Here is a 25,115-nt window from a genome sequence, read left to right on the forward strand (position 1 = left end):
CCGGGCGCTTCCCTTCGGTGTTTCCGACTCTATCAGATCTTTTTCCGATCCGATTTCCTCGGTGCTTTCCAGGTTTCCGCTCTCGCGTTTCCCTTCCGGCGATTCCGACTCTATCAGATCCTTTTCTCGACCTGACCCCCAGTCAGCGGGGTTTGCCTTCGCGGCCGTTGGGCCCTTTCGGCGAGTGAGACTTTAGCGGATTCCCTGCTCCCGTGCGAATCGGGGGCTGCGTCCTTTCGGGCGCGGATTCCTCATTCCATGAATACGCACACCGATGACACGACAACAGACAGACTGCACGACTGCCGTCGAGTAAAGGGTGGTGCTCAGGAAAGGTTGTCCGGGGACCGACCGGAGTCGGCTCTCACGTCGGGCAACTCGGAGAACACTACGTATCCCTACGAGGTGTGTCAACTCACGGGCGGGCAGCGCCACGGAGTCCTATCCTGGAGCCATGACTACGCGTACGTGCACCCATCTGTGGTGGGCCGCCTGACGGCGGCCGTACTCACGTATGCATCCAACGGCCGCCGCCTCGGCGGCCGTTCTCGTATCTCCCTCCAGGACTCCGGGGGCCGGCCGACCGGGGACGGCGGCCTCGACCAGGAGGTGGAGTGTGGAGAGGACTCGAGTCTTCAGCGGGGTCAAGCCGACCGGACACCTGACGCTGGGGAACTACCTGGGCGCCATGCGGCGGTGGGCCGAGGTGGACCAGCACCGGTCGGAGGCGCTGTTCTGCGTCGTCGACCTGCATGCGCTGACCGTGGACCACGACCCGGCGCGGGTGCGCAGACTCAGCCGGCAGGCGGCGACGCTGCTGCTGGCGGCGGGGCTCGATCCGGAGTTGTGCACCCTGTTCGTCCAGAGCCATGTGGACGAACACGCCCGGCTGTCGTACCTGCTGGAGTGCGTGGCCACGGACGGCGAGATGCGGCGGATGATCCAGTACAAGGAGAAGGCCGCGCGCGAGCAGCGGCGGGGCGGGAGCGTGCGGCTGTCGCTGCTGACGTATCCGGTGCTGATGGCGGCGGACATCCTGGCGTACGGAGCGGACGAGGTGCCGGTCGGTGACGACCAGACGCAGCACGTGGAGCTGACCCGTGATCTGGCGGTGCGGTTCAACCAGCGGTACGGGCACACGTTCGTGGTGCCGAAGGCGACGCCTCCGAAGGTGGCGGCGCGGGTGATGAACCTCCAGGACCCGGTGTCGAAGATGGGGAAGTCGGACGACTCCGGGCCGGGCATCGTCTATCTGCTCGACGAGCCGGAGGTCGTGGAGAAGAAGGTCATGCGGGCGGTGACCGACAGCGGGCGGGACGTCGTCTACGACCCGCAGGAGCGGCCCGGCCTGGCGAACCTGCTGGAGATCCTGGCCGCTTGCCAGGGCGGGAACCCGGAAGCCCTGGACGGTGTATATGAGTCGTACGGCGCTCTGAAGAAGGACACCGCGGAGGCCGTGGTCGAGCTCCTCAGGCCGGTACGGGCAAGGCACAGGGCGCTGTGCGCGGATCCCGCGTATGTGGAAGGGGTGTTGCGCAGGGGCGCGGAGAAGGCCAGGGAGATGGCGCGGCCGAGAGTGGACGCGGCGTACCGGGCGATCGGGTTGCTGCCCGCCTGAGGGCAGGGTCGGCGGGGCGGGCGGCCTGCGTCGGCCGCCCGGTGCCGGTCAGTTGTTGCCGGAGGCCAGCTCGCGGCTGCGGTCGCGGGCGGCTTCCAGCGCGGCGATGAGCGCGGCGCGCACGCCGTGGTTCTCCAGTTCGCGGATGGCGTTGATCGTCGTGCCGGCCGGCGAGGTGACGTTCTCGCGGAGTTTCACGGGGGGCTCCCCGCTGTCGCGGAGCATCACCGCGGCGCCGATCGCGGACTGGACGATCAGGTCGTGGGCCTTGTCCCGGGGCAGGCCGAGGAGGATGCCGGCGTCGGTCATGGCCTCGACCAGGTAGAAGAAGTAGGCCGGGCCCGAGCCGGAGAGGGCGGTGCAGGCGTCCTGCTGGGACTCGGGGACGCGGAGCGTCTTGCCCACGGCGCCGAAGATCTCCTCGGCGTGGGCGAGGTGTTCGGCGGAGGCGTGGGTGCCGGCGGAGATGACGGACATGGCCTCGTCGACGAGGGCGGGGGTGTTCGTCATGACGCGGACGACCGGGGTGCCGGAGGCCAGGCGCTCCTCGAAGAAGGAGGTGGGGATGCCCGCGGCGCCACTGATGACCAGGCGGTCGGCGGGGACGTGCGGGGCGAGTTCGTCGAGGAGGGTGCCCATGTCCTGGGGCTTGACGGTGAGGATCAGGGTGTCGGCGGTCTTCGCCGCTTCCGCGTTGGTGACCGGGGTGACTCCGTGGCGGGCGCGGAGTTCTTCGGCCCGTTCCGGGCGGCGGGCGGTGACCAGCAGGTCGGCGGGGGTCCAGCCGGCTCGGATCATTCCGCTGAGCAGGGCTTCGCCGATCTTTCCGGTGCCGAGAACTGCGACTTTCTGGCTCATGGTGCTCATCCTCGCACCGGTGGTCCGGAACGCGGGTGGGCTGTCCGGCTGGCGGGACACCCTCCGGTGCCGTGGGGCTATGCGGTTCGCCGCCTGAGGGTGGCCGCTCCCAGGCCGAGGACGAGCAGGGCGCAGCCCGCCACGATCAGCGCGTCGCGTACGAACGTCGTCGTCACATCGGTGTGGCGCAGGACTTCGTTCATGGCGTCGACCGCGTAGGACATCGGGAGGACGTCGGAGACGGCCTCCAGGGCGGGGTGCATGTCGGACCGCGGGGTGAACAGGCCGCAGAGGAGGAGCTGGGGGAAGATCACCGCCGGCATGAACTGGACCGCCTGGAACTCGGAGGCGGCGAAGGCGGAGACGAACAGGCCGAGGGCGGTGCCGAGCAGGGCGTCGAGGAGGGCGACCAGCAGGAGCAGCCAGGGCGAGCCGGTGACGTCCAGGCCGAGGAACCAGACGGCCAGTCCCGTGGCCAGCGCGGACTGGATGATCGCGAGGGCGCCGAAGGCGAGCGCGTAGCCGGCGATGAGGTCGCCCTTGCCGAGCGGCATGGCGAGGAGGCGTTCGAGGGTGCCGGAGGTGCGTTCGCGCAGGGTGGCGATCGAGGTCACCAGGAACATGGTGATCAGCGGGAAGATGCCGAGCAGCGAGGCGCCGATGTTGTCGAAGGTGCGCGGGCTGCCGTCGAATACGTAGCGCAGCAGGAGCAGCATCAGGCAGGGGACCAGCAGCATCAGTGCGATGGTGCGCGGGTCGTGGCGGAGCTGGCGCAGTACCCGGGCAGCGGTGGCGGTGGTGCGGGCGACGCTCAGGGCGCGGGGCGCGCGAGGTGCGGTGGTCGTGCTCATCGTGCTGTCTCCTTGGCGCGGCCTGCTGCGACCGCCTCGTCGACCAGGTGCAGGAAGGCCGCCTCGACGGTCTCGGTGCCGGTTCGGGCCCGGAGTGCTTCGGGGGTGTCGTCGGCGAGGATCCGGCCCTCGCGCATGAGGAGGAGGTGGTGGCAGCGCTCGGCCTCGTCCATGACGTGAGAGGAGACGAGGAGGGTGGCGCCTCGGGTGGCGGCGATGTCGTGGAAGAGGTTCCACAGGTCGCGGCGCAGCACGGGGTCGAGGCCGACGGTCGGTTCGTCGAGGACCAGCAGTTCGGGGGTGCCGAGGAGGGCGACCGCGAGGGAGACGCGGCTGCGCTGGCCGCCGGAGAGGTTGCCGGCGAGGGCGTCGGCCTGGCCGGTGAGGTCGACGTCGGCGATGGCACGGCTGACGTTGTCCCGGCGGCGTTCGGCCGCCGCGCGGCCGGGGTCGAGGATCGCGGCGAAGTACTCGAGGTTCTGGCGGACGGTCAGGTCGTCGTAGACGGAGGGGGCTTGGGTGACGTAGCCGATGCGGTTGCGGAGGGTGGCGTGGCCGGCGGGCAGGCCGAGGATCTCCAGGGTGCCGTCGACCTTGGCCTGGGTTCCGGCGATGGCGCGCATGAGCGTGGACTTGCCGCAGCCTGAGGGGCCGAGGAGGCCGGTGATGCGGCCGCGCGGGACGGTGAAGCCGAGGCCCCGCAGGACGGTGCGGAGGCCTCGGACCACGGTGAGTGCTTCGGCTCGGACGGCATCCGTTTCGGGGCGGGGTGGCCCCGAAGAAATATTCATCATGCGATGATTAATGCGCGCGGAAGAGGGCGCCGTCAAGTGGGGTGAGGGGATGAGCAGCGTCAGGGTGTGGTGGCGACGAGGAGAAGGACGTCGTAGGTCTCCTCCACGAAGCCGTCCGGGAAGACCTCCAGCAGGTGGTCGCGCTCCTCGGCGAGAAAGGCGTCCTTGAGTTCCCCGGGGCAGACCAGGAGGCGTGAGTGGCTGCCCAGGTTGGCGAGGTGGGTGTCGAGCGGGACCCAGCGGCTCCAGCGGACCTCGCGACGGGTGAAGCGGAGTCGTTCGGGGTGGGTCCGGCCCGCGCGGACGGCGGCCGCCTCCCGTTCGGCGTAGCGGTCGATGCCGAAGAGGCGGCGGACGCGGTCGGTCTGCCGCGCGATCCACTCGATGCCGGCGGCGTCCCTGTTCCACCACAGCGCCAGGGCACCCCCGGCCGCAGTACCCGCAGGGCCTCCGGCACGGCCCGGTCGGGGTCCGTCCAGTGCCAGGACTGGGCGTAGGTGAGGAGGTCGGCGCAGGAGTCGGCGAGCGGGAGGGCGTTGCCGTCGCCCCGCACGATCGGGATGCCGGGGCGGGTGAGGCGGAAGTGGGCCGCCATGCCGTCGCCGGGCTCGACGGCCAGCACGTCGGCGCCGCGCTCGTGCAGCAGGGCGGTCGAGATGCCGGTCCCGGCGCCGATGTCCGCGACGCGGGCGCCGGCGAGGGACCGGCCGGCGAGTTCCTCCAGCGCGTCGAAGAGGGCGGGCGGACAGGAGGGCCGGTTCGCCGCGTACTGGGCCGCGGCGGCGTTGAAGGAGTGGGCTCGGTCCGTGGGGGCGGGCGGCGGAGAGGTGGTCATACGGCCATCGTGCGACCGCATGACCACCTCGTGGCAGGGGTTCGGGCGGCGCGGACCGGTTCGCGGACCGCACACCCCTGCGGTCAGGAGCGGCGGCGCTTCCTGGAGGGGTTGCCCGAGCGGCGGGTGGACCGGCGTTCGTACTGTTCGCGGGCCTGTTCGTACTCCTGGCGGTGCAGCTTCTCGCCGGGCGCCTCGACGAGCGAGCGGAAGAAGTAGGCGAGGAGGGAGCCGATGAATCCGACGGCGAGCAGGCCGCGCAGGGAGGCCTGGCGGTCGGGGTCGGGGCGCTTGCCGAAGCCGTCCCAGGCGTGGCGGAAGGCGAGCGCGCTGCACACCGCGAACATCACCACGACCAGGAGTTCCACGAAGGCGCCCGAGCCGGCGATCTGGAGTCCCTGGTAGGCGAAGCGGAGCACGAAGCAGGAGACGGCGGCCGCGGCGAGTGAGCCGGCGGCGACGCCGATACGGCGGGCGGTGTAGCCGTTGTCGTGGTTCACCCATGTGGTGCCGAAGAAGCGCAGGGGCTCGGGGCGGGGCCCTGCGGAGCCCGCGGGGGTGCCCGGGGTGCCGTTGTCGTCGCTCACGGGTCGATTATGGCTCCGGTGTGTCCGCGGGCTCCGTCGGGGATCAGCCGCAGCGGCCGGCCACGTAGCCGTCGCTGCCCGTCTTCACATAGGTGTCCGAGACGTACTGGCCGCTTCCGATGTTGTTCCAGATGTTCGATGTGCCGTAGTAGCCCGACACGGTCGTACCCGGCGTCTGGCAGTAGATCGGCACCTGGGCGCCCGCGCTCAGGGTGCGGACGACGCTGTAGCCGGTACCGGGGCCGCTGCGGACGTTGAGCTGGACGCCCGGCGCGACCGGGTAGTACTTCACGGCCGCCGCGGTCGCGACGGTTGCCGCCGCCGCGTCACCGGCCTCCTCGACGCTCTCCCCGACACGTTCTTCGGCACGGTCGACAGACATGAGAAACCTCCCCCGTCACACCCCATGACTGCCATGGGCCCCGTTTGATTCCCCGAGAACGCGTCACGAAACACACGTGCGTGATTCGCACGTGGAGTCCCGCAAGCCGCCTCGGCCCGGTTCGGGTCATCGACTAGGCTCCGTGCGTCGCACGCGCGAACGAACAGCACGGGGGGTGGTCCATGACGCCACAGCGCAACACCGGTGCGGGCGCGGAAGCGGAACTTCCGGAGTACGCCGGTCACTACCGACTCGAGTCGTGTCTGGGCTCCGGCGGCATGGGCGTGGTGCATCTGGCCCGCAGCACCTCGGGTCTGCGGCTCGCGGTGAAGGTCGTGCACGCCCAGTACGCCTGGGACCCCGAGTTCAGGGGGCGGTTCCGGCAGGAGGTGGCGGCGGCCCGGAGGGTCAGCGGCGCCTTCACCGCGCCCGTCGTCGACGCCGACCCGGAGGCCGAACGGCCCTGGATGGCCACCCTGTTCATTCCCGGCCCCACGCTCTCGGACCAGGTGAAGCAGAACGGGCCGCTGTCTCCCGCCCAGTTGCGGCGGCTGATGGCGGGGCTCGCCGAGGCGCTGCGCGACATCCACCGGGTAGGGGTCGTCCACCGCGATCTCAAGCCGAGCAACGTGCTGCTCGCCGAGGACGGGCCGAAGGTCATCGACTTCGGCATCTCCCGCCCGAAGGACAGCGAACTGCGCACCGAGACCGGCAAGTTGATCGGTACGCCGCCGTTCATGGCGCCCGAGCAGTTCCGCCGGCCGCGGGAGGTCGGGCCGGCGGCGGACATCTTCGCGCTCGGCTCCGTGCTGGTGCACGCGGCGACCGGGCGGGGGCCGTTCGACTCCGACAGCCCGTACATCGTCGCCTACCAGGTCGTGCACGACGAGCCCGACCTGACCGGAGTGCCGGAGGACCTGGCGCCGCTGGTGCTGCGCTGCCTGGCCAAGGAGCCCGAGGACCGGCCCACCCCGGACGAGATGATGCGGGAGCTGCGCTCGGCGTCCGCCTCCTACGACACGCAGGCGTTCATACCGGAGCCGCGGACGCCCGGGACCGGTGTGTTCTCCGGAACCGGTGGGACGGACGCGCACGGTGACCACGGCGGTGACGCTTCCCTGGCCGAGCCCCGTGCCGATGAAGCCGACGGGGAGCTGGGCGGAGACCGTACGGGGCGGCGGTCCGGGCGGCTGACGGGGATTCTCACCGGGCGACGCCCTCACTCGCGGCGGCTCGCCGTGGCTGCGGGGACCCTCGGGCTGCTCGTCGGCGGCGGACTCGCCACCGTCCAGTTGCTCGACGCCAGGACGTGGCCGCACGACTCGGCGCCGAGCACTCTGCCCGGAGCCGCTTCGGCCGCGTTCTCCGAGTGGGCGGCCAAGCCCGTGTCCGGCGACGGCGCCCCCCAGTGTTCGTACGGGGCCGGAAAGCTGTTCTGCGCACGGCCTGGACTGGTCTACGCCCTCGATCCGGCGGACGGAAGCCTGCTGTGGCGGCACTCCGTACCCAAGATGGTCACTGGTGTGCCGCCGGTCGTCGTGGGTGGTCTGGTGCAGCCGATGACGGACCACGGCCGGCGTCTGGAGGCGCTGGACCCCGACTCGGGCAGGCCGCGCTGGCAGGTGGACGTTCCGGACTACAGCGGAGTGCGCAGCGTCGGCGGAATGGTGCTGCTCACCGGCACCGACGGGCTGGTGCGCGCGGTCGACGCCGCCTCGGGCGAGACCGAGTGGAGCCGGCCGGTGCCCGGTCTTCCCCTGCCGCACTTCTCCGCGTTCGCCGGGGATCCGCTGGCGTACGCGGTGAGCGCGTCGGCCGACGGGGCGTCCACTCGGGTCGTCGCGGTGGACCCGGCGACGGGCGATGTGCGCTGGGAGGCTCGGCTGCCCGGAATGCTGACACCCGCCGGCAGCCGGAACGGCTCCCTCGTCCTGCTCTCCGCCGAGCCGGCCTTCGGCCGGGTGGACGCCGTGGTCCGCTACACGCCGCGGACCAAGGCGTCGGTCCGTATCGCGCTGCCCGTACCCCGCGACACGGTGCAGGCGGGTGTGCACGGCGACGTGGTGCACCTGCTGGGCGGCGGCGGCTCGCTGGACGCGGTCGACCTGGCGGCGCGGAAGGTGCGGTGGCGGCTGGAGACGGCCGTGAGCCGGGGTTCCGCGCCGATCGCCGACGCCCGCCACGTGTACTTCCTCGCCGGGGACGGGCGGCTGCTGGCGGTCGGGGCCCGCACCGGGCGGATGGTCGGCCAGACCCGGCCGCGGCTCGGCACGCACACGGACCGGGTCGCGGCGGACCTTCCCGTGCCCGTGATCGTCAAGGGCCGTGTCTACGCGGGCGCCCCCGACGGCACCGTCTTCGCCGTGGACGGCCACGACCCGTCGTCCTGGTGACCTGACGAAGGGGGCCGCCCCGGAAGAGGCGGCCCCCTTCGGGTCCGCGTGTTCAAGCCGCGTGTTCAGGCCGCGTCAGCCGTCAGCCCAGCTTCGACGCGTCCCGCACGGCGCCCTTGTCGGCGCTGGTGGCCATCGCGGCGTACGCCCGCAGCGCCGCCGACACCTTCCGGTCGCGGTCCTTGGGGACGTACGCGCCGTTCAGGGCCTGCTCACGGCGGGACAGCTCCGCGTCGTCGACGAGCAGGTCGATGGAGCGGTTCGGGATGTCGATACGGATGCGGTCACCGTCCTCGACGAGCGCGATCGTGCCGCCGGAGGCCGCCTCGGGCGAGGCGTGGCCGATGGACAGGCCCGAGGTGCCGCCGGAGAAGCGGCCGTCCGTGATCAGCGCGCAGCTCTTGCCCAGGCCGCGGCCCTTCAGGTACGAGGTCGGGTAGAGCATCTCCTGCATGCCGGGGCCGCCCTTGGGGCCCTCGTAGCGGATGACGACGACGTCGCCCTCCTTGATCTGCTGGGTGAGGATCTTCTGGACGGCCTCCTCCTGCGACTCGCAGACGGCCGCCGGGCCCTCGAAGGTCCAGATCGACTCGTCGACGCCCGCGGTCTTCACCACGCAGCCGTCCACGGCCAGGTTGCCCTTCAGCACCGCCAGGCCGCCGTCCTTGGAGTAGGCGTGCTCGGCGGAGCGGATGCAGCCGTCGGCGGCGTCGGTGTCCAGGGCCTCCCAGCGCTCGGACTGGGAGAAGGCCTCCGCCGAGCGCACGCAGCCCGGGGCCGCGTGCCACAGCTCGACCGCCTCCGGGGACGGGGAGCCGCCGCGCACGTCCCAGGTCTTGAGCCAGTCCGACAGGGAGGGGCTGTGCACCGCGTGCACGTCCTCGTTCAGCAGGCCCGCGCGGTGCAGCTCGCCGAGCAGGGCGGGGATACCGCCGGCGCGGTGCACGTCCTCCATGTAGTACGTGCGGTTCTTGGCGACGTTCGGAGCGACCTTCGCCAGGCACGGCACCCGGCGGGAGACCTGGTCGATCTCCTCCAGGCCGAAGGGGACTCCGGCCTCCTGGGCGGCGGCCAGCAGGTGCAGGATCGTGTTGGTCGAGCCGCCCATCGCGATGTCCAGGGCCATGGCGTTCTCGAAGGCCGCGAAGGTGGCGATGTTGCGGGGCAGGACCGTGTCATCGTCCTGCTCGTAGTAACGACGGGTGATGTCCATCACCGTGCGGGCCGCGTCCTCGTACAGCGCCTTGCGGGCCGTGTGGGTGGCGAGGACCGAACCGTTGCCGGGCAGGGACAGGCCGATCGCCTCGGTCAGGCAGTTCATCGAGTTGGCGGTGAACATGCCGGAACAGCTGCCGCAGGTCGGGCAGGCGTTCTCCTCGATGCGGAGGATGTCCTCGTCGGAGACCTTGTCGTTGACGGCGTCGGAGATCGCGTCGACCAGGTCGAGGGTGCGAACCGTGCCGTCGACCAGGGTGGCGCGGCCGGACTCCATCGGGCCGCCGGAGACGAAGACCGCCGGGATGTTCAGCCGCAGGGCGGCCATCAGCATGCCCGGGGTGATCTTGTCGCAGTTGGAGATGCAGATCAGGGCGTCGGCGCAGTGCGCCTCGACCATGTACTCGACGCTGTCCGCGATCAGGTCGCGCGAGGGCAGCGAGTACAGCATGCCGCCGTGGCCCATCGCGATGCCGTCGTCGACCGCGATGGTGTTGAACTCGCGCGGGATGCCGCCCGCCTCCCGGACCGCGTCGCTGACGATGCGGCCGACCGGCTGGAGGTGGGTGTGACCGGGCACGAACTCCGTGAAGCTGTTGGCGATCGCGATGATCGGCTTCCGGCCGATGTCCGCACCGGGTACACCGGAGGCGCGCATAAGGGCGCGGGCGCCCGCCATGTTGCGGCCGTGGGTGACTGTGCGGGACCTCAGCTCGGGCATCGTCGCTCGCTCCTTCGGGAAGTTCTGCCGGGCAGCAGGGAGTCGCCGGCAGAGTTCTGGCTCAGTCGAGCCTACGCCGGTCATCCAGGGGTCGGGACGCGCTGTCCGGAATACGGGACGCTTGTCTCGGGGCGACAAGGCTGCGTGAGATGCGCGGATCGGGCGGCGGGACCACGTGTCCCGGGACGACGGGGGTGCGCACATCGGGCGGCGCGACTACGTGTCCCGAGGGCGCGTGCGTCAGGGCGGCGGGGCTACGTGTCTCTGCGCGGGAGGACGCGCGGAGGCCGTCCCGGCGTCACGTCCCCGTGAGGTGCCGCTGCACCACGGGCGCCACCCGCGCGATGATCTGCTCCACGTCCGCCGACGCCAGCGGCTCCGCCTTGATCACGTATCGCAGGATCGCGCACCCCACGAGCTGCGCGGCCGCCAGCTCGGCGCGCAGCTCCGCGTCGGGCAGGTCGAACCGGCCGGCGATGCGCCGCAGCAGCTGCGAGACGATCAGTCGGCGGAAGACGGCGGCCGCGGTGTCATTGGTCAGCGCGGAGCGGACGATCGCCAGCAGAGGCGTACGGGTGGCCGGCCTCTCCCAGATGCCGAAGAAGAACCGGGCGAACCGCTCCCCGACGCCGTCGAGCGGGCCGTCGACGAGCGCCTCCGGCGCGCTCAGCGCGGGCGCGAGGACGACCTCGATCGCCGCCTCGAACACCTGCTCCTTGGTGCCGAAGTAGTGGTGGACCAGGGCGGAGTCGACTCCGGCGGTCTTGGCGATGCCGCGTACCGAGGTCTTCTCGTAGCCGCGCTCGGAGAACTCCTCGCGGGCCGCGGTCAGGATGCGGTCGCGAGTGTCGGCGGCCTCCTCGCGGCGGGGGCGGCCGCGGCGGCGGGCGGTGGCGCCGGTCATCGCCCGGACACCTTCACCGCGGAGGCCAGGTGCAGCCGGGTGAAGGCCAGGGCCTCGGCGAGGTCGGCCTCGCGCTCGGCGCTGGACATGGCCCGGCGGGTGTTGACCTCGATGACGACATGGCCGTCGAAACCGCTGGTGGCGAGACGTTCCAGCAGCTCGGCGCAGGGCTGGGAGCCACGTCCGGGCACCAGGTGCTCGTCCTTCGCCGAGCCCCTGCCGTCGGCGAGGTGCACATGGCCGAGCCGGTCGCCCATGCGGTCGACCATCTGGAGCGCGTCGGTGCGGGCCGTCGCGGCATGGCTGAGATCGATCGTGAAGTGGCGGTAGTCGTCCTTCGTGACGTCCCAGCCGGGGGCGTAGGCGAGCATCTCGCGGTCGCGGTAGCGCCAGGGGTACATGTTCTCCACCGCGAAGCGCACATCCGTCTCGTTCGCCATCCGCCAGACACCGGCGACGAAGTCACGGGCGTACTGGCGCTGCCAGCGGAAGGGCGGGTGGACCACGACCGTGCTCGCGCCGAGCTTCTCCGCGGCCGCTCGGGCGCGCTGGAGCTTGGTCCAGGGGTCGGTGGACCACACCCGCTGCGTGATCAGCAGACAGGGGGCGTGCACGGCGAGGATCGGTATCCGGTGGTAGTCGCTGAGTCTGCGCAGCGCCTCGATGTCCTGGCTGACCGGGTCGGTCCACACCATGACCTCGACGCCGTCGTATCCGAGGCGTGCGGCGATCTCGAAGGCCGTCGCCGTCGACTCCGGGTAGACGGAGGCCGTCGAAAGCGCGACCTTCGCATCCGGAATGCGTACGGGTTCGGGTTCCACCACGAGGGACAGGTTACGGGGTGCGGTGGGTGGGGGCGGGGCCCACGGCCGCCGTTGTGGCCTTCGTCATCCCATGTGGTCGAGACGCCGCAGGATCACGCCCTCCCTGAGGGCCCAGGGGCATATCTCCAGGCGTTCCACGCCGAAGAGGTCCATGGCTCCCTCGGCGACCAGGGCGCCCGCCAGGAGCTGTCCGGCCCGGCCGTCGGAGACACCGGGGAGTTCGGAGCGCTCGCCGGCCGTCATGCCGGACAGCCGCGGCACCCACGACTCCAGGGACTCGCGCTTCAGCTCGCGCTGGACGTAGAGCCCCTCGGTGGAGCGGGGGGCGCCGGCCAGCCGTGCGAGCTGCTTGAAGGTCTTCGAGGTGGCGACCACGTGGTCGGGGGCGCCGAAGCGGCTGAACTCGCCGACCGTCCGCGCGATCTCGGTGCGCACGTGGCGGCGCAGCGCCCTGACGTCGTCCGCGGTGGGCGGGTCGCCGGGCAGCCAGCCGGCGGTGAGCCGGCCCGCGCCGAGCGGCAGCGACACGGCCGCGTCGGGCTCCTCGTCGATGCCGTAGCCGATCTCCAGGGAGCCGCCGCCGATGTCCAGGACCAGCAGTTTCCCGGCCGACCAGCCGAACCAGCGGCGGGCGGCGAGGAAGGTGAGGCGGGCCTCCTCCGCACCGCTGAGCACCTGGAGCTTGACCCCGGTCTCCTCCTGCACGCGCGCGAGGACGTCGTCGGCGTTGTCCGCCTCGCGCACGGCGGAGGTGGCGAACGGCAGCAGGTCCTCGACGCCCTTGTCCTCGGCGGCCTGGAGTGCTTCGCGGACCACGGCGACGAGTCTGTCGACGCCGTCGGAGCCGATCGCGCCGCTCGCGTCGAGGAGCTGTGCGAGCCGCAGTTCGGCCTTGTGCGAGTGCGCGGGCAGCGGGCGCGCGCCGGGGTGCGCGTCGACCACCAGCAAATGCACCGTGTTCGAGCCCACGTCGAGGACACCGAGTCTCATGTACGAAACGCTACTGCCACCTGGCACGTCGTCCGTCCCCGGTGCCCTGTGCGAGGCACTGGTCGGGAGGGTCCCGGCACGGCTGCCCGGCGACTTACCCTGGACGGGTGCCAAAGACGAAAAAGGCGAAGACCGATAAATCGGCGAACCCGGCGAAAGCAGCGAGGCCGAAGAAGCGGGGCGCGGAATCCGACGAGAAGGGGCTCGACTTCGCGCGTGCGTGGGTGGAGTTCCCGGATCCGGCGGACGACGAGCAGGTCTTCCGCTGTGATCTGACATGGCTGACCTCTCGTTGGACCTGCATCTTCGGAAGCGGCTGCCAGGGCATCCAGGCGGGCCGCGCGGACGACGGGTGCTGCACCCTGGGCGCCCACTTCTCCGACGAGGACGACGAGAAGCGGGTCGCCGAGCACGTGGCGAGGCTCACACCGGACATCTGGCAGAACCACGCCGAGGGCGTGGCGAACGGCTGGGTGTCCGAGGACGAAGAGGGCTCCCGGCAGACGCGCCCCTTCCAGGGCTCGTGCATCTTCCAGAACCGGCCCGGCTTCGCCGGCGGCATGGGCTGCTCGCTGCACATCCTGGCCCTGAGAGAGGGCCGCGAGCCGCTGGAGACGAAGCCGGACGTGTGCTGGCAACTGCCGATCCGGCGGACCTTCGAGTGGATCGACCGGCCCGACGACACACGCGTGTTGCAGGTGTCGATCGGGGAGTACGACCGCAGGGGCTGGGGTCCGGGCGGCCACGACCTGCACTGGTGGTGCACCTCGGCGACGTCGGCGCACGGCGCGGGCGATCCGGTGTACGTCTCCTACCGGGCCGAGCTGACCGAGCTGATGGGCAAGGCCGGCTACGACCGCCTGGTCGAGCTGTGCGAGGAGCGTCTGGCCTCCGGGCTGCCGCTGGTGGCACCGCATCCGGCGGATCCGGCCGTCTGACGGGCCGTCGGCCGCCGCATCGGTGGCTCCCCGGAAGGCTCCGCAGGTGTCCGGGCCCGATCGCCGGCGGCGGACGCGCCGGCGATCGGGGCTCGCTAACGGCGGCCGCCCGCGAAGGCCGGGGCCGGGCATCCGCGGTCGCGCTTGGCGTGCCGGCCCGAGCCGTCGCACGCCCTGCCCTCACGCAGTCCTCCCGGCCGGCCCTCGGACGCACTGGGCGTGTCGCCGCCCGCGGACGGCGGGGGCGGACTGTCCGGGTCGGTCGGCGACGGCTCGGTGGGGGTGGGCGTGGGCGTGGGGTCGGTCGTCGGCGGCGGGTCGGTCGGGGTGGGTGTGGGCTCGGAGGGCGCCGGAGTGGTCGGCGTGGGACGCGGACCGGACGTCGCGGACGGGTCGGCCGGGTGCTTGGGCCCGGCTCCGGAGGGGCTGGGTGCGGTGCCGTAGCCGTCGATGGAGACGACGGCACCGGCGGGCGCGATCGCCACGCGTGCGCTCCAGCGGCCGGAGGGCTCGCGCAGGTGGTCGACGTACACCTTGATCGTCAATGACTCGCCGGGCTGGAGGGTTCCCGACGAGCGGCTCGGGTAGAGCCAGGCCGCTCCGGTGGACGCGGACCAGTGGACCGGGCCGGGTCCGGCGGCGGTGAGCGTGATCAGGGTGGTGTCACCGGTGTTGTCGGCGCTCACCGTCAGGCGGCCGTCCCTGTGGCCGGTGCCCGTGACGCTGATGACCTCCACGGAGACGTCCGGCCGGCCGCTCGTGCCGAAGCGGGTGTCGGGCCCGGGCCCCGCGTTGCCGGTGTTCTCGTAGCCCCTGCCGGCCCCCTCGCCGCCCAGGGCGCCGGGGCCGCGCCCCTCGTGCGCGCTGGCGGCCGGACCGTCGGGGCCCTCGCCGGCCGGACCGCCGCGGTAGGCGGCCCACAGGGCCAGCACCGGCGCGGCCACCACCGTGGCCACCACCGTGGTCGTGACGGCACGCGCGCGGAGCCTGTCCCTGCGGGCGGCGCGGTCCTTGGGGTCCATCGGAAAGCCGCGCCGGTCGAAGCGGGGAGCGGTGCTCCGCGCGCGCGGGTGGTGGGCCAGGGCCTTGTGCAGGGCCGCGCGGGGCACGGGCAGCACGGGCAGTTCGGCGGGGGTGACGGTGGCGCCGGGCCACTGACCGGGCAGGGCGCGCTCGGCGGTGCGGCGGCAGCGCGGGCAGTCGTCGACGTGCCGGACGAGTTCGCGCCGCAGTGCCGTGCCGAGTACGAGCCGGCTGTCCCCGGTGAGGCGGGACACGCTCGGGCAGGTGCCGGTCTCCACCACGGCGAGCGCCGCGCGGGTGCGCTCCACCTCGCAGGCGGCCGAGGCGAGCAGTTCCCGCGCGGCGGCGAGGTCCATGCCGAGGACGGCGGCGACCTCGTGTGCGGCGAGGTGGTGGCGTACGGCGAGTTCGAGCGCCTCGCGCTGCTCCGGGGTGGTGCCGGCGGCCTCCGGCCAGGCGAGCTGGGCGAGTTCGCGGCGCCGCTCCCGCTGGACCTCGTCGGGGACGGGCGGCGAAACGGGCCGCGCGGCGGCGTGACGGTCGGCGCCGGTGCGGCCCGCGGCGTGCGTGCCCTGACGTTTCTGCTTGGCCTCGGCCAGCTTGCGCAGGCACGCCCAGCGGGCCAGCGCGTACAGCCAGGCCCGGCGCTCGCCCGCGGTCCCGGGTCCGCGCTGGCCGCGCCGCTCGGCGAAGGCCAGCGCGTCCCCGAGGGCTGCGGTCGCCGCCTCGTGGTCGCACAGCACGGACAGGCAGTAGGTGAACAGGCCGTCGAGATAAGGCTCGTAGCGCGCGGGCGGGCGGCGCGCCACGGCGTGCGCGGCAGCGCGGTCGCGCGCCTCGCGGTGCGCCCGGTGCGCACTGGTCGTGCGGGTCGAGGTGTCCGGACTGCTGCTCATCACCTGTGCGACCGTAGGCGGCCCGGGTTCGTCCCTCTGTGCACCTTGAGCACTTTTAATCCATACGGGTGAAACGATCCCTCATAAGGGGAACGGAACCTCAGTTTCCATGACCCGTTCGAGTGCGCCCGCCCGGCGACGGCCGGGCGCGGGTCCTGCACGGGGTCCGGCACAGGTTCGGGCGCGGGGTCCGCACCGGGCCACCGGCGGCCGGGCTGTCAGTGCCGGCGGTTACGGTTTTCTCCATGGCTGCCCGTACCAAGACCACCAAGGACCGCCCGTCCTACCGCTGCACGGAGTGCGGCTGGCAGACGGCCAAGTGGCTCGGCCGCTGCCCCGAGTGCCAGGCCTGGGGCACGGTCGAGGAGTACGGCGCGCCCGCGGTCCGTACGACGACGCCGGGCCGGGTCACCACCTCCGCCGTGCCCATCGGCCAGGTCGACGGCCGCCAGGCCACCGCCCGCTCCACCGGCGTGCCCGAACTCGACCGGGTCCTGGGCGGCGGGCTGGTCCCCGGTGCCGTCGTCCTCCTCGCGGGCGAGCCCGGCGTCGGCAAGTCCACGCTGCTGCTGGACGTGGCCGCCAAGTCCGCCAGCGACGAGCACCGCACGCTCTACGTCACGGGCGAGGAGTCCGCGAGCCAGGTCCGCCTGCGCGCCGACCGCATCGGCGCCATCGACGACCACCTGTATCTGGCCGCCGAGACCGATCTGGCCGCCGTCCTCGGCCACTTGGACGCGGTCAAGCCCTCCCTGCTGATCCTGGACTCGGTGCAGACGGTCGCCTCGCCCGAGATCGACGGCGCGCCCGGCGGCATGGCGCAGGTCCGTGAGGTCGCGGGCGCGCTGATCCGCGCCTCCAAGGAACGCGGCATGTCCACGCTCCTGGTGGGCCACGTCACCAAGGACGGCGCCATCGCGGGCCCGCGCCTGCTGGAGCACCTGGTCGACGTGGTGCTGCACTTCGAGGGCGACCGGCACGCGCGCCTGCGCCTGGTCCGCGGCGTGAAGAACCGCTACGGCGCGACGGACGAGGTCGGCTGCTTCGAACTGCACGACGAGGGCATCACGGGCCTGGCCGACCCGAGCGGCCTGTTCCTGACCCGCCGGGCGGAGCCCGTCCCCGGCACCTGCCTGACCGTCACCCTGGAAGGCCGCCGCCCCCTGGTCGCGGAAGTGCAGGCGCTCACCGTCGACTCCCAGATCCCCTCCCCGCGCCGTACGACGTCGGGCCTGGAGACCTCCCGGGTCTCGATGATGCTGGCCGTGCTGGAGCAGCGGGGCCGGATCAGCGCGCTGGGCAAGCGGGACATCTACTCGGCGACGGTCGGCGGGGTGAAGCTCTCCGAGCCGGCCGCCGACCTCGCGGTCGCCCTCGCGCTGGCCTCGGCGGCGAGCGACACCCCGCTGCCGAAGAACCTGGTCGCGATCGGCGAGGTGGGTCTGGCGGGCGAGGTCAGACGTGTCACCGGTGTGCAGCGCCGGCTCGCCGAGGCCCACCGCCTGGGCTTCACGCACGCCCTCGTGCCGGGCGACCCGGGCAAGGTCCCGGCGGGGATGAAGGTCCTGGAAGTGGCCGACATGGGCGACGCGCTGCGGGTCCTGCCCCGCTCGCGTCGCCGGGACGCCCCACGGGAGCAGGAGGAGCGCCGGTAGACTTTGCCCTGGTCTCGCCCGTCCGTACGAACCGAGTGTGCGAAACGGCAGCGCCTGAAGAACCTGCGACCGGAGGAGTGCAGTGGCAGCCAACGACCGGGCAGCAGCTCCCGGAAAGTCCGGCGGGAGTTCCGGCGCCGATGGCCTGATGCGCGCCTCCCTGAGCGCCGTGGCACCTGGCACGGCCCTGCGGGACGGCCTCGAACGGGTGCTTCGCGGCAATACCGGCGGGCTCATCGTGCTCGGCGCCGACAAGACCGTGGAGTCGATGTGCACGGGCGGTTTCGTCCTGGACGTCGAGTTCACGGCGACCCGGCTGCGGGAGCTGTGCAAGCTGGACGGCGGCATCGTGATCTCGTCCGACCTGTCGAAGATCCTGCGCGCGGGCGTGCAGCTGGTCCCGGACCCGACGATCCCGACCGAGGAGACCGGCACCCGGCACCGTACGGCGGACCGGGTGAGCAAGCAGGTCGGCTTCCCCGTGGTCTCGGTCTCGCAGTCCATGCGGCTGATCGCCCTCTACGTCGACGGCCAGCGCCGCGTCCTGGAGGATTCCGCGGCGATCCTCTCCCGCGCCAACCAGGCCCTGGCGACCCTGGAGCGCTACAAGCTCCGCCTGGACGAGGTGGCGGGCACGCTGTCGGCGCTGGAGATCGAGGACCTGGTGACGGTCCGGGACGTCTCGGCGGTCGCGCAGCGCCTGGAGATGGTGCGCCGTATCGCCACCGAGATCGCCGAGTACGTGGTGGAGCTGGGCACCGACGGCCGCCTCCTGGCCCTCCAGCTCGACGAGTTGATCGCGGGCGTGGAGCCGGAGCGCGAACTGGTGGTGCGGGACTACGTCCCCGAGCCCACCGCCAAGCGCTCCCGCACGGTCGAGGAGGCCCTGGCCGAGCTGGACAAGCTCTCCCACGCCGAGCTGCTCGAACTGTCCACCGTCGCCCGCGCCCTGGGCTACACCGGCTCCCCGGAGACCCTCGACTCCGCGGTCTCCCCGCGGGGCTTCCGCCTGCTGGCCAAGGTGCCCCGGCTGCCCGGCGCCATCATCGACCGCCTGGTCGAGCACTTCGGCGGCCTGCAGAAGCTGCTCGCCGCGAGCGTCGACGACCTCCAGACCGTGGACGGTGTGGGCGAGGCGCGGGCGCGGAGCGTCCGCGAGGGCCTGTCGCGGCTGGCGGAGTCGTCGATCCTGGAGCGCTACGTCTGACCGGCGCCGCCCGCGGCCGACCCGCCTCAGGCCCCTTCGGCGGCCGTTGGCCCTTCTGGCCCTCTTCGGTCACCCTCAGGCCGGGCACCCTCAGCCCGGTCGGCCTCGGTCCGCTCAGTCCTCCGACAGCACGAACGACGTCCGCTGCTTCGCGTACCCCGGCGCCTTCGCCTCGACCAGGTAGGTGCCCGCCCCGGCCGACCCGGCCGGAGGCGTCGCGCACTGCGGGGCGCTCGGCTTGCGGTCCCAGCGGACGGTGTAGGTGATCTCGCTGCCCGCCGGCACCCGGTACAGCCGGCTCCCGGCCGTCGTGGGGCAGTCGGCCGAGGACCAGTAGGCGGAGCTGCTCTCGGCCTGGCTGATCGTCACCACCGCGGACTTCGGACCGAGATCGACCTTGCAGTCGCTGCCCGAGGAGTTCGCGGCGGTCAGCTCGAACACCGGCGTCTGGCCGGGCCCGTAGGAGTTGTGCACACTGCGCAGCGTCAACTTGACCGCGTTCGCGGTGCAGTTGGGCAGCACGCTGCCGGCCGGCAGCACCGCACCCGGACCGCCGCCGGCGGACCCGCCGCCGCTCGACCCGCCGGAACCGGTGCCGTCTCCGCTCCCGCCCCCGGCCCCGCCGGCGCTGTCGGAACCAGCACTGTCGGAACCGGCGGTGTCACCGGTGCCGCCGGCCCCGGACCCCGATCCATCGGAGTCACCGCCGCCGGACTCGTCCCGGCCGCCGGGGTGTTGGCTGATCGCGGGACCGGAGTCGGAGGGTCCCGGCACGATGGTCGAGGTCGAGGTCGAGGGCGCAGGATGCTTGCCGTCCGACCCCTCGCCGTTGGTCTTGCGGCCCCCGCCCCCCAAGGGGACGATGCAGGCGATCAGCAGCGCCAGCAGGGCGACCGCGGACAGCATGACGAGCCGCCGTCGCCAGTAGATGGAGGCGGGAAGCGGACCGACCGGATTGCGCAGAGATCCCACGGCCCAAACTGTACGAGAGATCGTCGGCTTCCCCGGGCCCCACTCGCCGGGTGACGACATCTTTTCCGGATCATCATCACGGCAACGCCCGTATTCTCAGGCCTCTTTGACCTCGCCGTGATCGCCCGGGCACGGTTCGTGACGAAACCGGCACGCGCCGGATCACACGGCCGTCCACCCCTACGTGGCAGGATCGGAAGGCCATGACTGCGCCCACACTGCCCCCGCACAGCAGCCCCGACACCCCGGCCAACGCCACCGGTGCCCGTCCGGGCGCCGGCACGCCCGCCGGCGCCGAGGCCTCCGTCACCTCCCTCGGCCCGACTCTGCACACCCAGGTCATCACCTGGTTCGACGACCACGCCCGCGACCTGCCCTGGCGACGCCCCGATGCCGGCGCCTGGGGCGTGATGGTCAGCGAGTTCATGCTCCAGCAGACACCGGTGAGCCGCGTGCTGCCCGTCTACGAGCAATGGCTCGACCGCTGGCCCCGGCCCGCCGACCTCGCCAAGGAGGCGCCAGGCGAGGCCGTCCGCGCCTGGGGCCGGCTCGGCTACCCGCGCCGCGCCCTGCGCCTGCACGGCGCCGCGGTCGCCATAACGGAACGGCACGGCGGCGACGTGCCGACCGAGCACGCGCAACTGCTCGCCCTGCCGGGCATCGGCGAGTACACGGCCGCGGCGGTCGCGTCCTTCGCCTACGGGCAGCGGCACGCCGTCCTGGACACCAACGTCCGCCGGGTGCTGGCCCGCGCGGTCACCGGTGTGCAGTACCCGCCGAACGCCACCACCGCCGCCGAGCGACGTCTGGCGCGCGCCCTGCTGCCCGAGGACGAGGGGACCGCGGCCCGCTGGGCGGCCGCCTCCATGGAGCTCGGCGCACTGGTGTGCACGGCGAAGAACGAGTCGTGCCCGCGCTGCCCGATCGCCGCGCACTGCGCCTGGCGGCTCGCGGGCAAGCCCGCGCACGACGGGCCGCCGCGCCGCGGGCAGACGTACGCCGGCACGGACCGGCAGGTCCGCGGCAAGCTGCTCGCCGTGCTCCGCGACGCGCACGCGCCCGTCCCGCAGCCGGTGCTCGACAGGGTCTGGCACGAGCCGGTCCAGCGGGCCCGGGCCCTGGACGGTCTCGTCGCGGACGGCCTGGTGGAGCCGCTGCCGGGCGGGCTGTACCGGCTTCCGCTGACCTGACTCGACCTGACCGCCCGTCACCCGGCCCCTGACCTCCGGCACCTGACACCCGACACCCGACCCGAGGTACCTGACTCACGGTCACCTCACAGGCTCGCCATGCCTCCAGGCCGCATCGCGGCTGTTCGTGTCACACACCCGCACGTCACCCGACCCCCCAAATCACCCTTAAAGGGGATGAATCGGGACACCGCTTTACCCCATTCCTACTTCCGTTACACAACCGACGCACAGCCGAGGGCTGGCCGCAGGCTGCTTCGGACAGCGCCGTGACAACGCCTCCGTACCTTCAATTGCGTGCCTGACAGGCACCGGACGGCTGCCGACCACAGCCCGTCCGCTCACAGCTTGGAGACCGGCGGCAGGCGGGTCCGGGAACGGGGATCGGAGGCGGTCGTACATGGCGCAGGGAGAGGTGCTCGAGTTCGAGGAGTACGTGCGTACCCGGCAGGACGCGCTGCTGCGCAGTGCGCGCCGGCTGGTCCCGGACCCGGTCGAAGCCCAGGACCTGCTCCAGACGGCACTCGCGCGGACCTACGGACGCTGGGAGGGCATCGCCGACAAGCGGCTCGCGGACGCCTATCTGCGCCGCGTGATGATCAACACGCGTACCGAGTGGTGGCGGGCCCGGAAGCTGGAGGAGGTCCCCACCGAGCAGCTCCCGGACGCCCGCGTCGAGGACTCCACCGAGCAGCACGCCGACCGCGCGCTCCTCATGGACATCCTGAAGGTGCTCGCTCCCAAACAGCGCAGTGTCGTGGTGCTGCGACACTGGGAGCAGATGTCCACGGAGGAGACGGCCGCCGCCCTCGGCATGTCGGCGGGTACGGTCAAGAGCACGCTGCACCGGGCGCTCGCCCGGCTCCGCGAGGAGCTGGAGGCGCGCGATCTGGACGCACGCGCGCTGGAGCGTGAGGAGCGGGAGCGTTGCGCGGCCTGACCGGCAGGGGTACAGGCTCGGGGCCCGGACGGGCCCGGGACACCTTCCAGGCGGCGATCACGGCGGCGGCCGTGCTCGCCGCCCTCGCCCTTTCCGCGTCCGCCTGCGGCACCGGGGGGACCGGCGCGCGCGACGAGGGACCGGCCCGTGCCGGCTCGGTGGCGGGCAGCGCCCCGGCCCCCTCCCCCGACCCCACCGGAAGGGCCCAGCAGGTGGACGCGGTCCGGCTGATCAAGGACGACCCGCAGGTCTCGGGCGCGGTCAAGCGCGGCCTCAAGCCGTGTGTGGCCGACGACTACCCCGTCGACGTGTCGTACGGCTACCTGACCTCGGGATCGGCCGAGGACATCGTCGTCAACGTGCTGACCTGCGGAGACGCGGTGGGCGTGGGCGCCTATGTGTACCGCGAGCAGGGGGGCCGGTACGAGAACGTCTTCAAGGCCGAGGAGCCCCCGGTCTACGCCGAGATCGACCGCGGCGACCTCGTGGTGACCAAGCAGGTGTACGCGCGGGGGGACCCGGTGTCGAGTCCGTCCGGCGAGGACGTGATCACGTACCGCTGGTCGACGGGCCGGTTCACCAAGGAGTTCAGCACGCGCAACGAGTACAGCAAGACCGTCGGGGGCGCCGCGACGCCGGTCCCGGGCCACTGACGGCAGCGTGGGGGAGTTCAGGCGGCGGCCGCGCGACAATGGCGAGGGCGTGAGACGACCGGGCCGCCGGTCCGGTCGTCTCACGGTGAACCGGTCACGGATGGACGCGTCCGGCCGCGGACATGCCCGCACGGTGGGCCAGGAGCGCACGACGACCAGAGCACACGACGAGAAGCACACGAGGACTGAGAGCACCCGGATGGCAGAACAGACCCACGTCCTGTTCGTCGAGGACGACGACGTCATCCGCGAGGCCACGCAGCTCGCCCTGGAGCGGGTCGGCTTCGCGGTCACGGCGATGCCCGACGGGCTGTCCGGCCTGGAGGCGTTCCGGGCCAGGCGACCCGACATCGCGCTGCTGGACGTCATGGTCCCCGGCCTCGACGGGGTCAGCCTGTGCCGCCGCATCCGCGACGAGTCGACTGTTCCGGTGATCATGCTCTCCGCGCGGGCGGACTCCATCGACGTGGTGCTGGGGCTTGAGGCGGGCGCCGACGACTACGTGACCAAGCCGTTCGACGGCGCCGTCCTGGTCGCCCGCATCCGCGCGGTGCTGCGCCGCTTCGGGCACGCCGGCGGCGTCCGGGCCGACGTGGACGCGGCCGCGGTGGACGGCGGGGTGCTGAACTTCGGCGACCTGGAGATCGACACCGAGGGAATGGAGGTGCGCCGCGCCGGGCAGCCGGTGGCGCTCACGCCCACGGAGATGCGGCTGCTGCTCGAGTTCTCCTCGGCTCCGGGCACGGTGCTCTCCCGGGACAAGCTCCTGGAGCGGGTGTGGGACTACGGCTGGGGCGGCGACACCCGCGTGGTCGACGTCCATGTGCAGCGGCTGCGTACGAAGATCGGCCAGGACCGCATCGAGACGGTGCGCGGCTTCGGCTACAAGCTGAAGGCCTGAGCGGGGCGGTCATGCCCGGGATCACACGGCGCCTGCTCCCCGAGCGCCTGGAACGCGCGGACATCCGCACGGGGCTGAGGTGGAAGCTCAGCGCGGCCATCGCGCTGGTCGGCGCGCTGGTGGCGGTCGCGCTCAGCCTGGTCGTGCACAACGCCGCCCGGGTGTCGATGATGGACAACGCGCGCGACCTGGCGGACGAGCGGGTCCAGATCGCCCAGCGCAACTTCGAGCTGTCGGGGCGGCCGAACTTCCCCGGCATCAGGATCGACGACCCGACGCTGCCCTCCGAGCTGCGGGAGAAGGTCGAGCAGGGCCGGCGTGCGACCTACGTCACCGACCGCGCCGGCAAGCTGCCCGACATCTGGGCGGCCGTACCGGTCAAGGACGGCCACGTGCTGTCCCTGCACACGCACTTCACCGACCGCAGCACGAACATCCTCAACGACCTCGACCAGGCCCTGGTCATCGGCTCCATCACGGTCGTCCTCGGCGGCAGCGCGCTGGGCGTGCTCATAGGGGGTCAGCTCTCGCGCCGGCTGCGCAAGGCGGCGACCGCGGCCAACCAGGTCGCCAAGGGCGAGACGGACGTACGGGTCCGGGACGCCATCGGGGGTGTCGTACGCGACGAGACGGACGACCTCGCGCGCGCGGTGGACGCGATGGCGGACGCGCTCCAGCAGCGGCTGGAGGCGGAACGCCGGGTCACGGCGGACATCGCGCACGAGCTGCGCACCCCGGTGACCGGGCTGCTGACGGCGGCCGAGCTGCTGCCGCCAGGCCGGCCGACGGAACTGGTCCTGGACCGCGCGAAGGCCATGCGCACGCTGGTGGAGGACGTGCTGGAGGTGGCCCGGCTCGACGGCGCCTCGGAGCGGGCCGAACTCCAGGACGTCGTGCTGGGCGAGTTCGTCGCCCGGCGGGTGGCCGCGAAGGACCCGGACATCGAGGTGCGTGTGGTGCACGAGTCGGAGGTCACCACCGACCCGCGGCGTCTGGAACGGGTGCTGTTCAACCTGCTCGCCAACGCCGCCCGGCACGGCAGGCCGCCGATCGAGGTGACCGTCGAGGGCCGGGTCATCCGGGTGCGCGACCACGGCCCCGGCTTCCCCGAGGACCTGCTCGCCGAGGGCCCGAGCCGGTTCCGCACCGGCAGCACGGACCGCGCCGGGCACGGCCACGGCCTCGGTCTGACCATCGCCGCGGGGCAGGCCCGTGTCCTCGGCGCCCGTCTGACCTTCCGCAACGTCCGTCCCGCGGGCGCCCCGGAGCACATCCCGGCCGAGGGCGCCGTCGCCGTCCTGTGGCTGCCCGAACACGCCCCGACGGACACGGGCAGCCATCCCCTGCTTCCGGGGCAGTGACGCCCGGTGGCCGACGTACGAGGGCCGCGCCCGGGCACTTGCCTCCGGGCCCCGGAGCGGGCGGCCTGTGGCCGCCGCGGTGCCGGCCAGGACGCCGCGGCCGCCCTCCGGGCACCGGCCTGGACCGGCCTGGACCGGCTGCCGGCCGTGGGCCTCGCCGTGGCCGTCCTGGCCGCGACCGGCCCGCTGCTGCCGGCCGCGGGGGTCTCCGGGGACGTGGGCCTGGTGCCGGTGGCCGCCGCGCTGTTCGTGCTCATGTCCGCGATGAGCGTCCGGCCGAGCGTGACGGACGGGGCCGCCCCCGCCGGCGGTCCTGCCCGCAGCAGGGGGAGGGCGGACGGCTGCGGGCCGCGGCAGACGTGCAGAGGGGCCCGGGGGGGCGCCGCCCCCCCCCCGCGGCGCAGCCC

At 72.6% G+C, this 25,115-nt stretch carries 21 protein-coding genes and 2 pseudogenes; 11 read left to right on the top strand and 12 right to left on the bottom strand.

Annotation, left to right across the window (positions count from 1 at the left end):
• Positions 1–616 precede the first annotated feature (616 nt).
• Complete coding sequence (trpS, locus tag ABZ818_RS37520; protein ID WP_361425207.1) at positions 617–1,618, top strand: tryptophan--tRNA ligase; 1,002 nt, start codon at positions 617–619, stop codon at positions 1,616–1,618.
• A gap of 48 nt (positions 1,619–1,666) precedes the next feature.
• On the opposite strand, the gene proC is transcribed toward trpS, so the two are convergent.
• The 6 genes and pseudogenes from proC to ABZ818_RS37550 form a co-directional block, all read right to left on the bottom strand.
• Positions 1,667–2,476, bottom strand: coding sequence for a pyrroline-5-carboxylate reductase (proC, locus tag ABZ818_RS37525; RefSeq protein ID WP_141359553.1), 810 nt, complete (start codon positions 2,474–2,476; stop codon positions 1,667–1,669).
• Positions 2,477–2,553: 77 nt separating this feature from the next.
• Complete coding sequence (locus ABZ818_RS37530) at positions 2,554–3,327, bottom strand: ABC transporter permease (protein WP_361425211.1); 774 nt, start codon at positions 3,325–3,327, stop codon at positions 2,554–2,556.
• The gene (locus ABZ818_RS37535; protein WP_361425214.1) at positions 3,324–4,121 is read right to left on the bottom strand and encodes an ABC transporter ATP-binding protein; all 798 of its coding nucleotides are present in this window, start codon (positions 4,119–4,121) and stop codon (positions 3,324–3,326) included. The genes ABZ818_RS37530 and ABZ818_RS37535 overlap by 4 nt, the downstream gene beginning before the upstream one ends.
• Positions 4,122–4,180: 59 nt before the next feature.
• Positions 4,181–4,956: pseudogene (locus ABZ818_RS37540) on the bottom strand (class I SAM-dependent methyltransferase).
• An 83-nt stretch (positions 4,957–5,039) separates the two neighbouring features.
• The gene (locus ABZ818_RS37545; protein WP_361425217.1) at positions 5,040–5,543 is read right to left on the bottom strand and encodes an EamA/RhaT family transporter; all 504 of its coding nucleotides are present in this window, start codon (positions 5,541–5,543) and stop codon (positions 5,040–5,042) included.
• Positions 5,544–5,586: 43 nt separating this feature from the next.
• Positions 5,587–5,925: an SH3 domain-containing protein gene (locus ABZ818_RS37550; RefSeq protein WP_361425220.1), complete on the bottom strand. Its 339-nt coding sequence runs from the start codon at positions 5,923–5,925 to the stop codon at positions 5,587–5,589.
• Between the two features lie 182 nt (positions 5,926–6,107).
• Between ABZ818_RS37550 and ABZ818_RS37555 the strand changes: the two genes are divergently transcribed.
• Positions 6,108–8,318 (top strand): serine/threonine-protein kinase, encoded by a 2,211-nt coding sequence (locus ABZ818_RS37555; protein WP_361425223.1) that lies wholly within the window; start codon positions 6,108–6,110, stop codon positions 8,316–8,318.
• An 82-nt stretch (positions 8,319–8,400) separates the two neighbouring features.
• Here ABZ818_RS37555 and ilvD read toward each other — a convergent pair whose 3' ends face one another.
• From ilvD to ABZ818_RS37575, 4 genes are all read right to left on the bottom strand, one after another.
• Positions 8,401–10,254, bottom strand: coding sequence for a dihydroxy-acid dehydratase (ilvD, locus tag ABZ818_RS37560; protein ID WP_361425226.1), 1,854 nt, complete (start codon positions 10,252–10,254; stop codon positions 8,401–8,403).
• A 298-nt stretch (positions 10,255–10,552) separates the two neighbouring features.
• Positions 10,553–11,158 (bottom strand): TetR family transcriptional regulator, encoded by a 606-nt coding sequence (locus tag ABZ818_RS37565; protein ID WP_361425229.1) that lies wholly within the window; start codon positions 11,156–11,158, stop codon positions 10,553–10,555.
• Positions 11,155–11,982 (bottom strand): sugar phosphate isomerase/epimerase, encoded by an 828-nt coding sequence (locus ABZ818_RS37570; protein ID WP_361425232.1) that lies wholly within the window; start codon positions 11,980–11,982, stop codon positions 11,155–11,157. Before ABZ818_RS37570 ends, ABZ818_RS37565 begins: the two co-directional genes overlap by 4 nt.
• Positions 11,983–12,045: 63 nt before the next feature.
• Positions 12,046–12,972 (bottom strand): Ppx/GppA phosphatase family protein, encoded by a 927-nt coding sequence (locus ABZ818_RS37575; RefSeq protein ID WP_361425235.1) that lies wholly within the window; start codon positions 12,970–12,972, stop codon positions 12,046–12,048.
• Between the two features lie 107 nt (positions 12,973–13,079).
• On the opposite strand from ABZ818_RS37575, the gene ABZ818_RS37580 reads away from it, so the two are divergent.
• Complete coding sequence (locus tag ABZ818_RS37580; protein WP_361425238.1) at positions 13,080–13,910, top strand: hypothetical protein; 831 nt, start codon at positions 13,080–13,082, stop codon at positions 13,908–13,910.
• A gap of 95 nt (positions 13,911–14,005) precedes the next feature.
• Here the strand turns inward: ABZ818_RS37580 and ABZ818_RS37585 are convergent, their stop codons facing one another.
• Positions 14,006–15,829 (bottom strand): hypothetical protein, encoded by a 1,824-nt coding sequence (locus tag ABZ818_RS37585; RefSeq protein WP_361425241.1) that lies wholly within the window; start codon positions 15,827–15,829, stop codon positions 14,006–14,008.
• A 245-nt stretch (positions 15,830–16,074) separates the two neighbouring features.
• Between ABZ818_RS37585 and radA the strand changes: the two genes are divergently transcribed.
• Both radA and disA read left to right on the top strand, forming a co-directional pair.
• On the top strand, positions 16,075–17,484 hold the full coding sequence (gene radA, locus ABZ818_RS37590; RefSeq protein WP_361425244.1) for a DNA repair protein RadA: 1,410 nt from the start codon (positions 16,075–16,077) through the stop codon (positions 17,482–17,484).
• Between the two features lie 82 nt (positions 17,485–17,566).
• The gene (gene disA, locus ABZ818_RS37595; protein WP_141359566.1) at positions 17,567–18,691 is read left to right on the top strand and encodes a DNA integrity scanning diadenylate cyclase DisA; all 1,125 of its coding nucleotides are present in this window, start codon (positions 17,567–17,569) and stop codon (positions 18,689–18,691) included.
• 114 nt (positions 18,692–18,805) lie between these two features.
• On the opposite strand, the gene ABZ818_RS37600 is transcribed toward disA, so the two are convergent.
• Positions 18,806–19,663 carry a hypothetical protein gene (locus tag ABZ818_RS37600; RefSeq protein ID WP_361425247.1) on the bottom strand — a complete coding sequence of 286 codons (858 nt, stop codon included), beginning with the start codon at positions 19,661–19,663 and terminating at the stop codon, positions 18,806–18,808.
• 203 nt (positions 19,664–19,866) lie between these two features.
• Here ABZ818_RS37600 and ABZ818_RS37605 point away from each other — a divergent pair, with 203 nt between their 5' ends.
• The 6 genes and pseudogenes from ABZ818_RS37605 to ABZ818_RS37630 form a co-directional block, all read left to right on the top strand.
• On the top strand, positions 19,867–20,853 hold the full coding sequence (locus tag ABZ818_RS37605) for an A/G-specific adenine glycosylase (RefSeq protein WP_361425250.1): 987 nt from the start codon (positions 19,867–19,869) through the stop codon (positions 20,851–20,853).
• 400 nt (positions 20,854–21,253) lie between these two features.
• Positions 21,254–21,793, top strand: coding sequence for a SigE family RNA polymerase sigma factor (locus tag ABZ818_RS37610; RefSeq protein ID WP_100568556.1), 540 nt, complete (start codon positions 21,254–21,256; stop codon positions 21,791–21,793).
• Positions 21,781–22,446, top strand: a complete 666-nt coding sequence (locus ABZ818_RS37615; protein ID WP_361425253.1) for a hypothetical protein — start codon at positions 21,781–21,783, stop codon at positions 22,444–22,446. Before ABZ818_RS37610 ends, ABZ818_RS37615 begins: the two co-directional genes overlap by 13 nt.
• Before the next feature lie 199 nt (positions 22,447–22,645).
• Positions 22,646–23,347 (top strand): two-component system response regulator CseB, encoded by a 702-nt coding sequence (cseB, locus tag ABZ818_RS37620; RefSeq protein WP_361425256.1) that lies wholly within the window; start codon positions 22,646–22,648, stop codon positions 23,345–23,347.
• Between the two features lie 11 nt (positions 23,348–23,358).
• A complete protein-coding gene (gene cseC / locus ABZ818_RS37625; protein ID WP_361425259.1) occupies positions 23,359–24,708 on the top strand; it encodes a two-component system sensor histidine kinase CseC in 1,350 nt (449 codons plus the stop codon).
• 129 nt (positions 24,709–24,837) lie between these two features.
• A pseudogene (locus ABZ818_RS37630) lies at positions 24,838–24,981 on the top strand (Bcr/CflA family drug resistance efflux transporter); the annotation flags it as partial.
• Positions 24,982–25,115: the final 134 nt, after the last annotated feature.

Source organism: Streptomyces sp. NPDC047453, assembly GCF_040643155.1.
Classification (GTDB): domain Bacteria; phylum Actinomycetota; class Actinomycetes; order Streptomycetales; family Streptomycetaceae; genus Streptomyces.

Coding starts and splice junctions, on each gene's coding strand:
- ABZ818_RS37575 (WP_361425235.1), bottom strand. CDS start 12,972: ATGAGACTCGGTGTCCTCGACGTGGGCTCGAACACGGTGCATTTGCTG.
- ilvD (WP_361425226.1), bottom strand. CDS start 10,254: ATGCCCGAGCTGAGGTCCCGCACAGTCACCCACGGCCGCAACATGGCG.
- ABZ818_RS37605 (WP_361425250.1), top strand. CDS start 19,867: ATGACTGCGCCCACACTGCCCCCGCACAGCAGCCCCGACACCCCGGCC.
- cseB (WP_361425256.1), top strand. CDS start 22,646: ATGGCAGAACAGACCCACGTCCTGTTCGTCGAGGACGACGACGTCATC.
- ABZ818_RS37565 (WP_361425229.1), bottom strand. CDS start 11,158: ATGACCGGCGCCACCGCCCGCCGCCGCGGCCGCCCCCGCCGCGAGGAG.
- ABZ818_RS37585 (WP_361425241.1), bottom strand. CDS start 15,829: ATGAGCAGCAGTCCGGACACCTCGACCCGCACGACCAGTGCGCACCGG.
- ABZ818_RS37550 (WP_361425220.1), bottom strand. CDS start 5,925: ATGTCTGTCGACCGTGCCGAAGAACGTGTCGGGGAGAGCGTCGAGGAG.
- ABZ818_RS37610 (WP_100568556.1), top strand. CDS start 21,254: ATGGCGCAGGGAGAGGTGCTCGAGTTCGAGGAGTACGTGCGTACCCGG.
- ABZ818_RS37530 (WP_361425211.1), bottom strand. CDS start 3,327: ATGAGCACGACCACCGCACCTCGCGCGCCCCGCGCCCTGAGCGTCGCC.
- proC (WP_141359553.1), bottom strand. CDS start 2,476: ATGAGCCAGAAAGTCGCAGTTCTCGGCACCGGAAAGATCGGCGAAGCC.
- ABZ818_RS37555 (WP_361425223.1), top strand. CDS start 6,108: ATGACGCCACAGCGCAACACCGGTGCGGGCGCGGAAGCGGAACTTCCG.
- ABZ818_RS37535 (WP_361425214.1), bottom strand. CDS start 4,121: ATGATGAATATTTCTTCGGGGCCACCCCGCCCCGAAACGGATGCCGTC.
- cseC (WP_361425259.1), top strand. CDS start 23,359: ATGCCCGGGATCACACGGCGCCTGCTCCCCGAGCGCCTGGAACGCGCG.
- radA (WP_361425244.1), top strand. CDS start 16,075: ATGGCTGCCCGTACCAAGACCACCAAGGACCGCCCGTCCTACCGCTGC.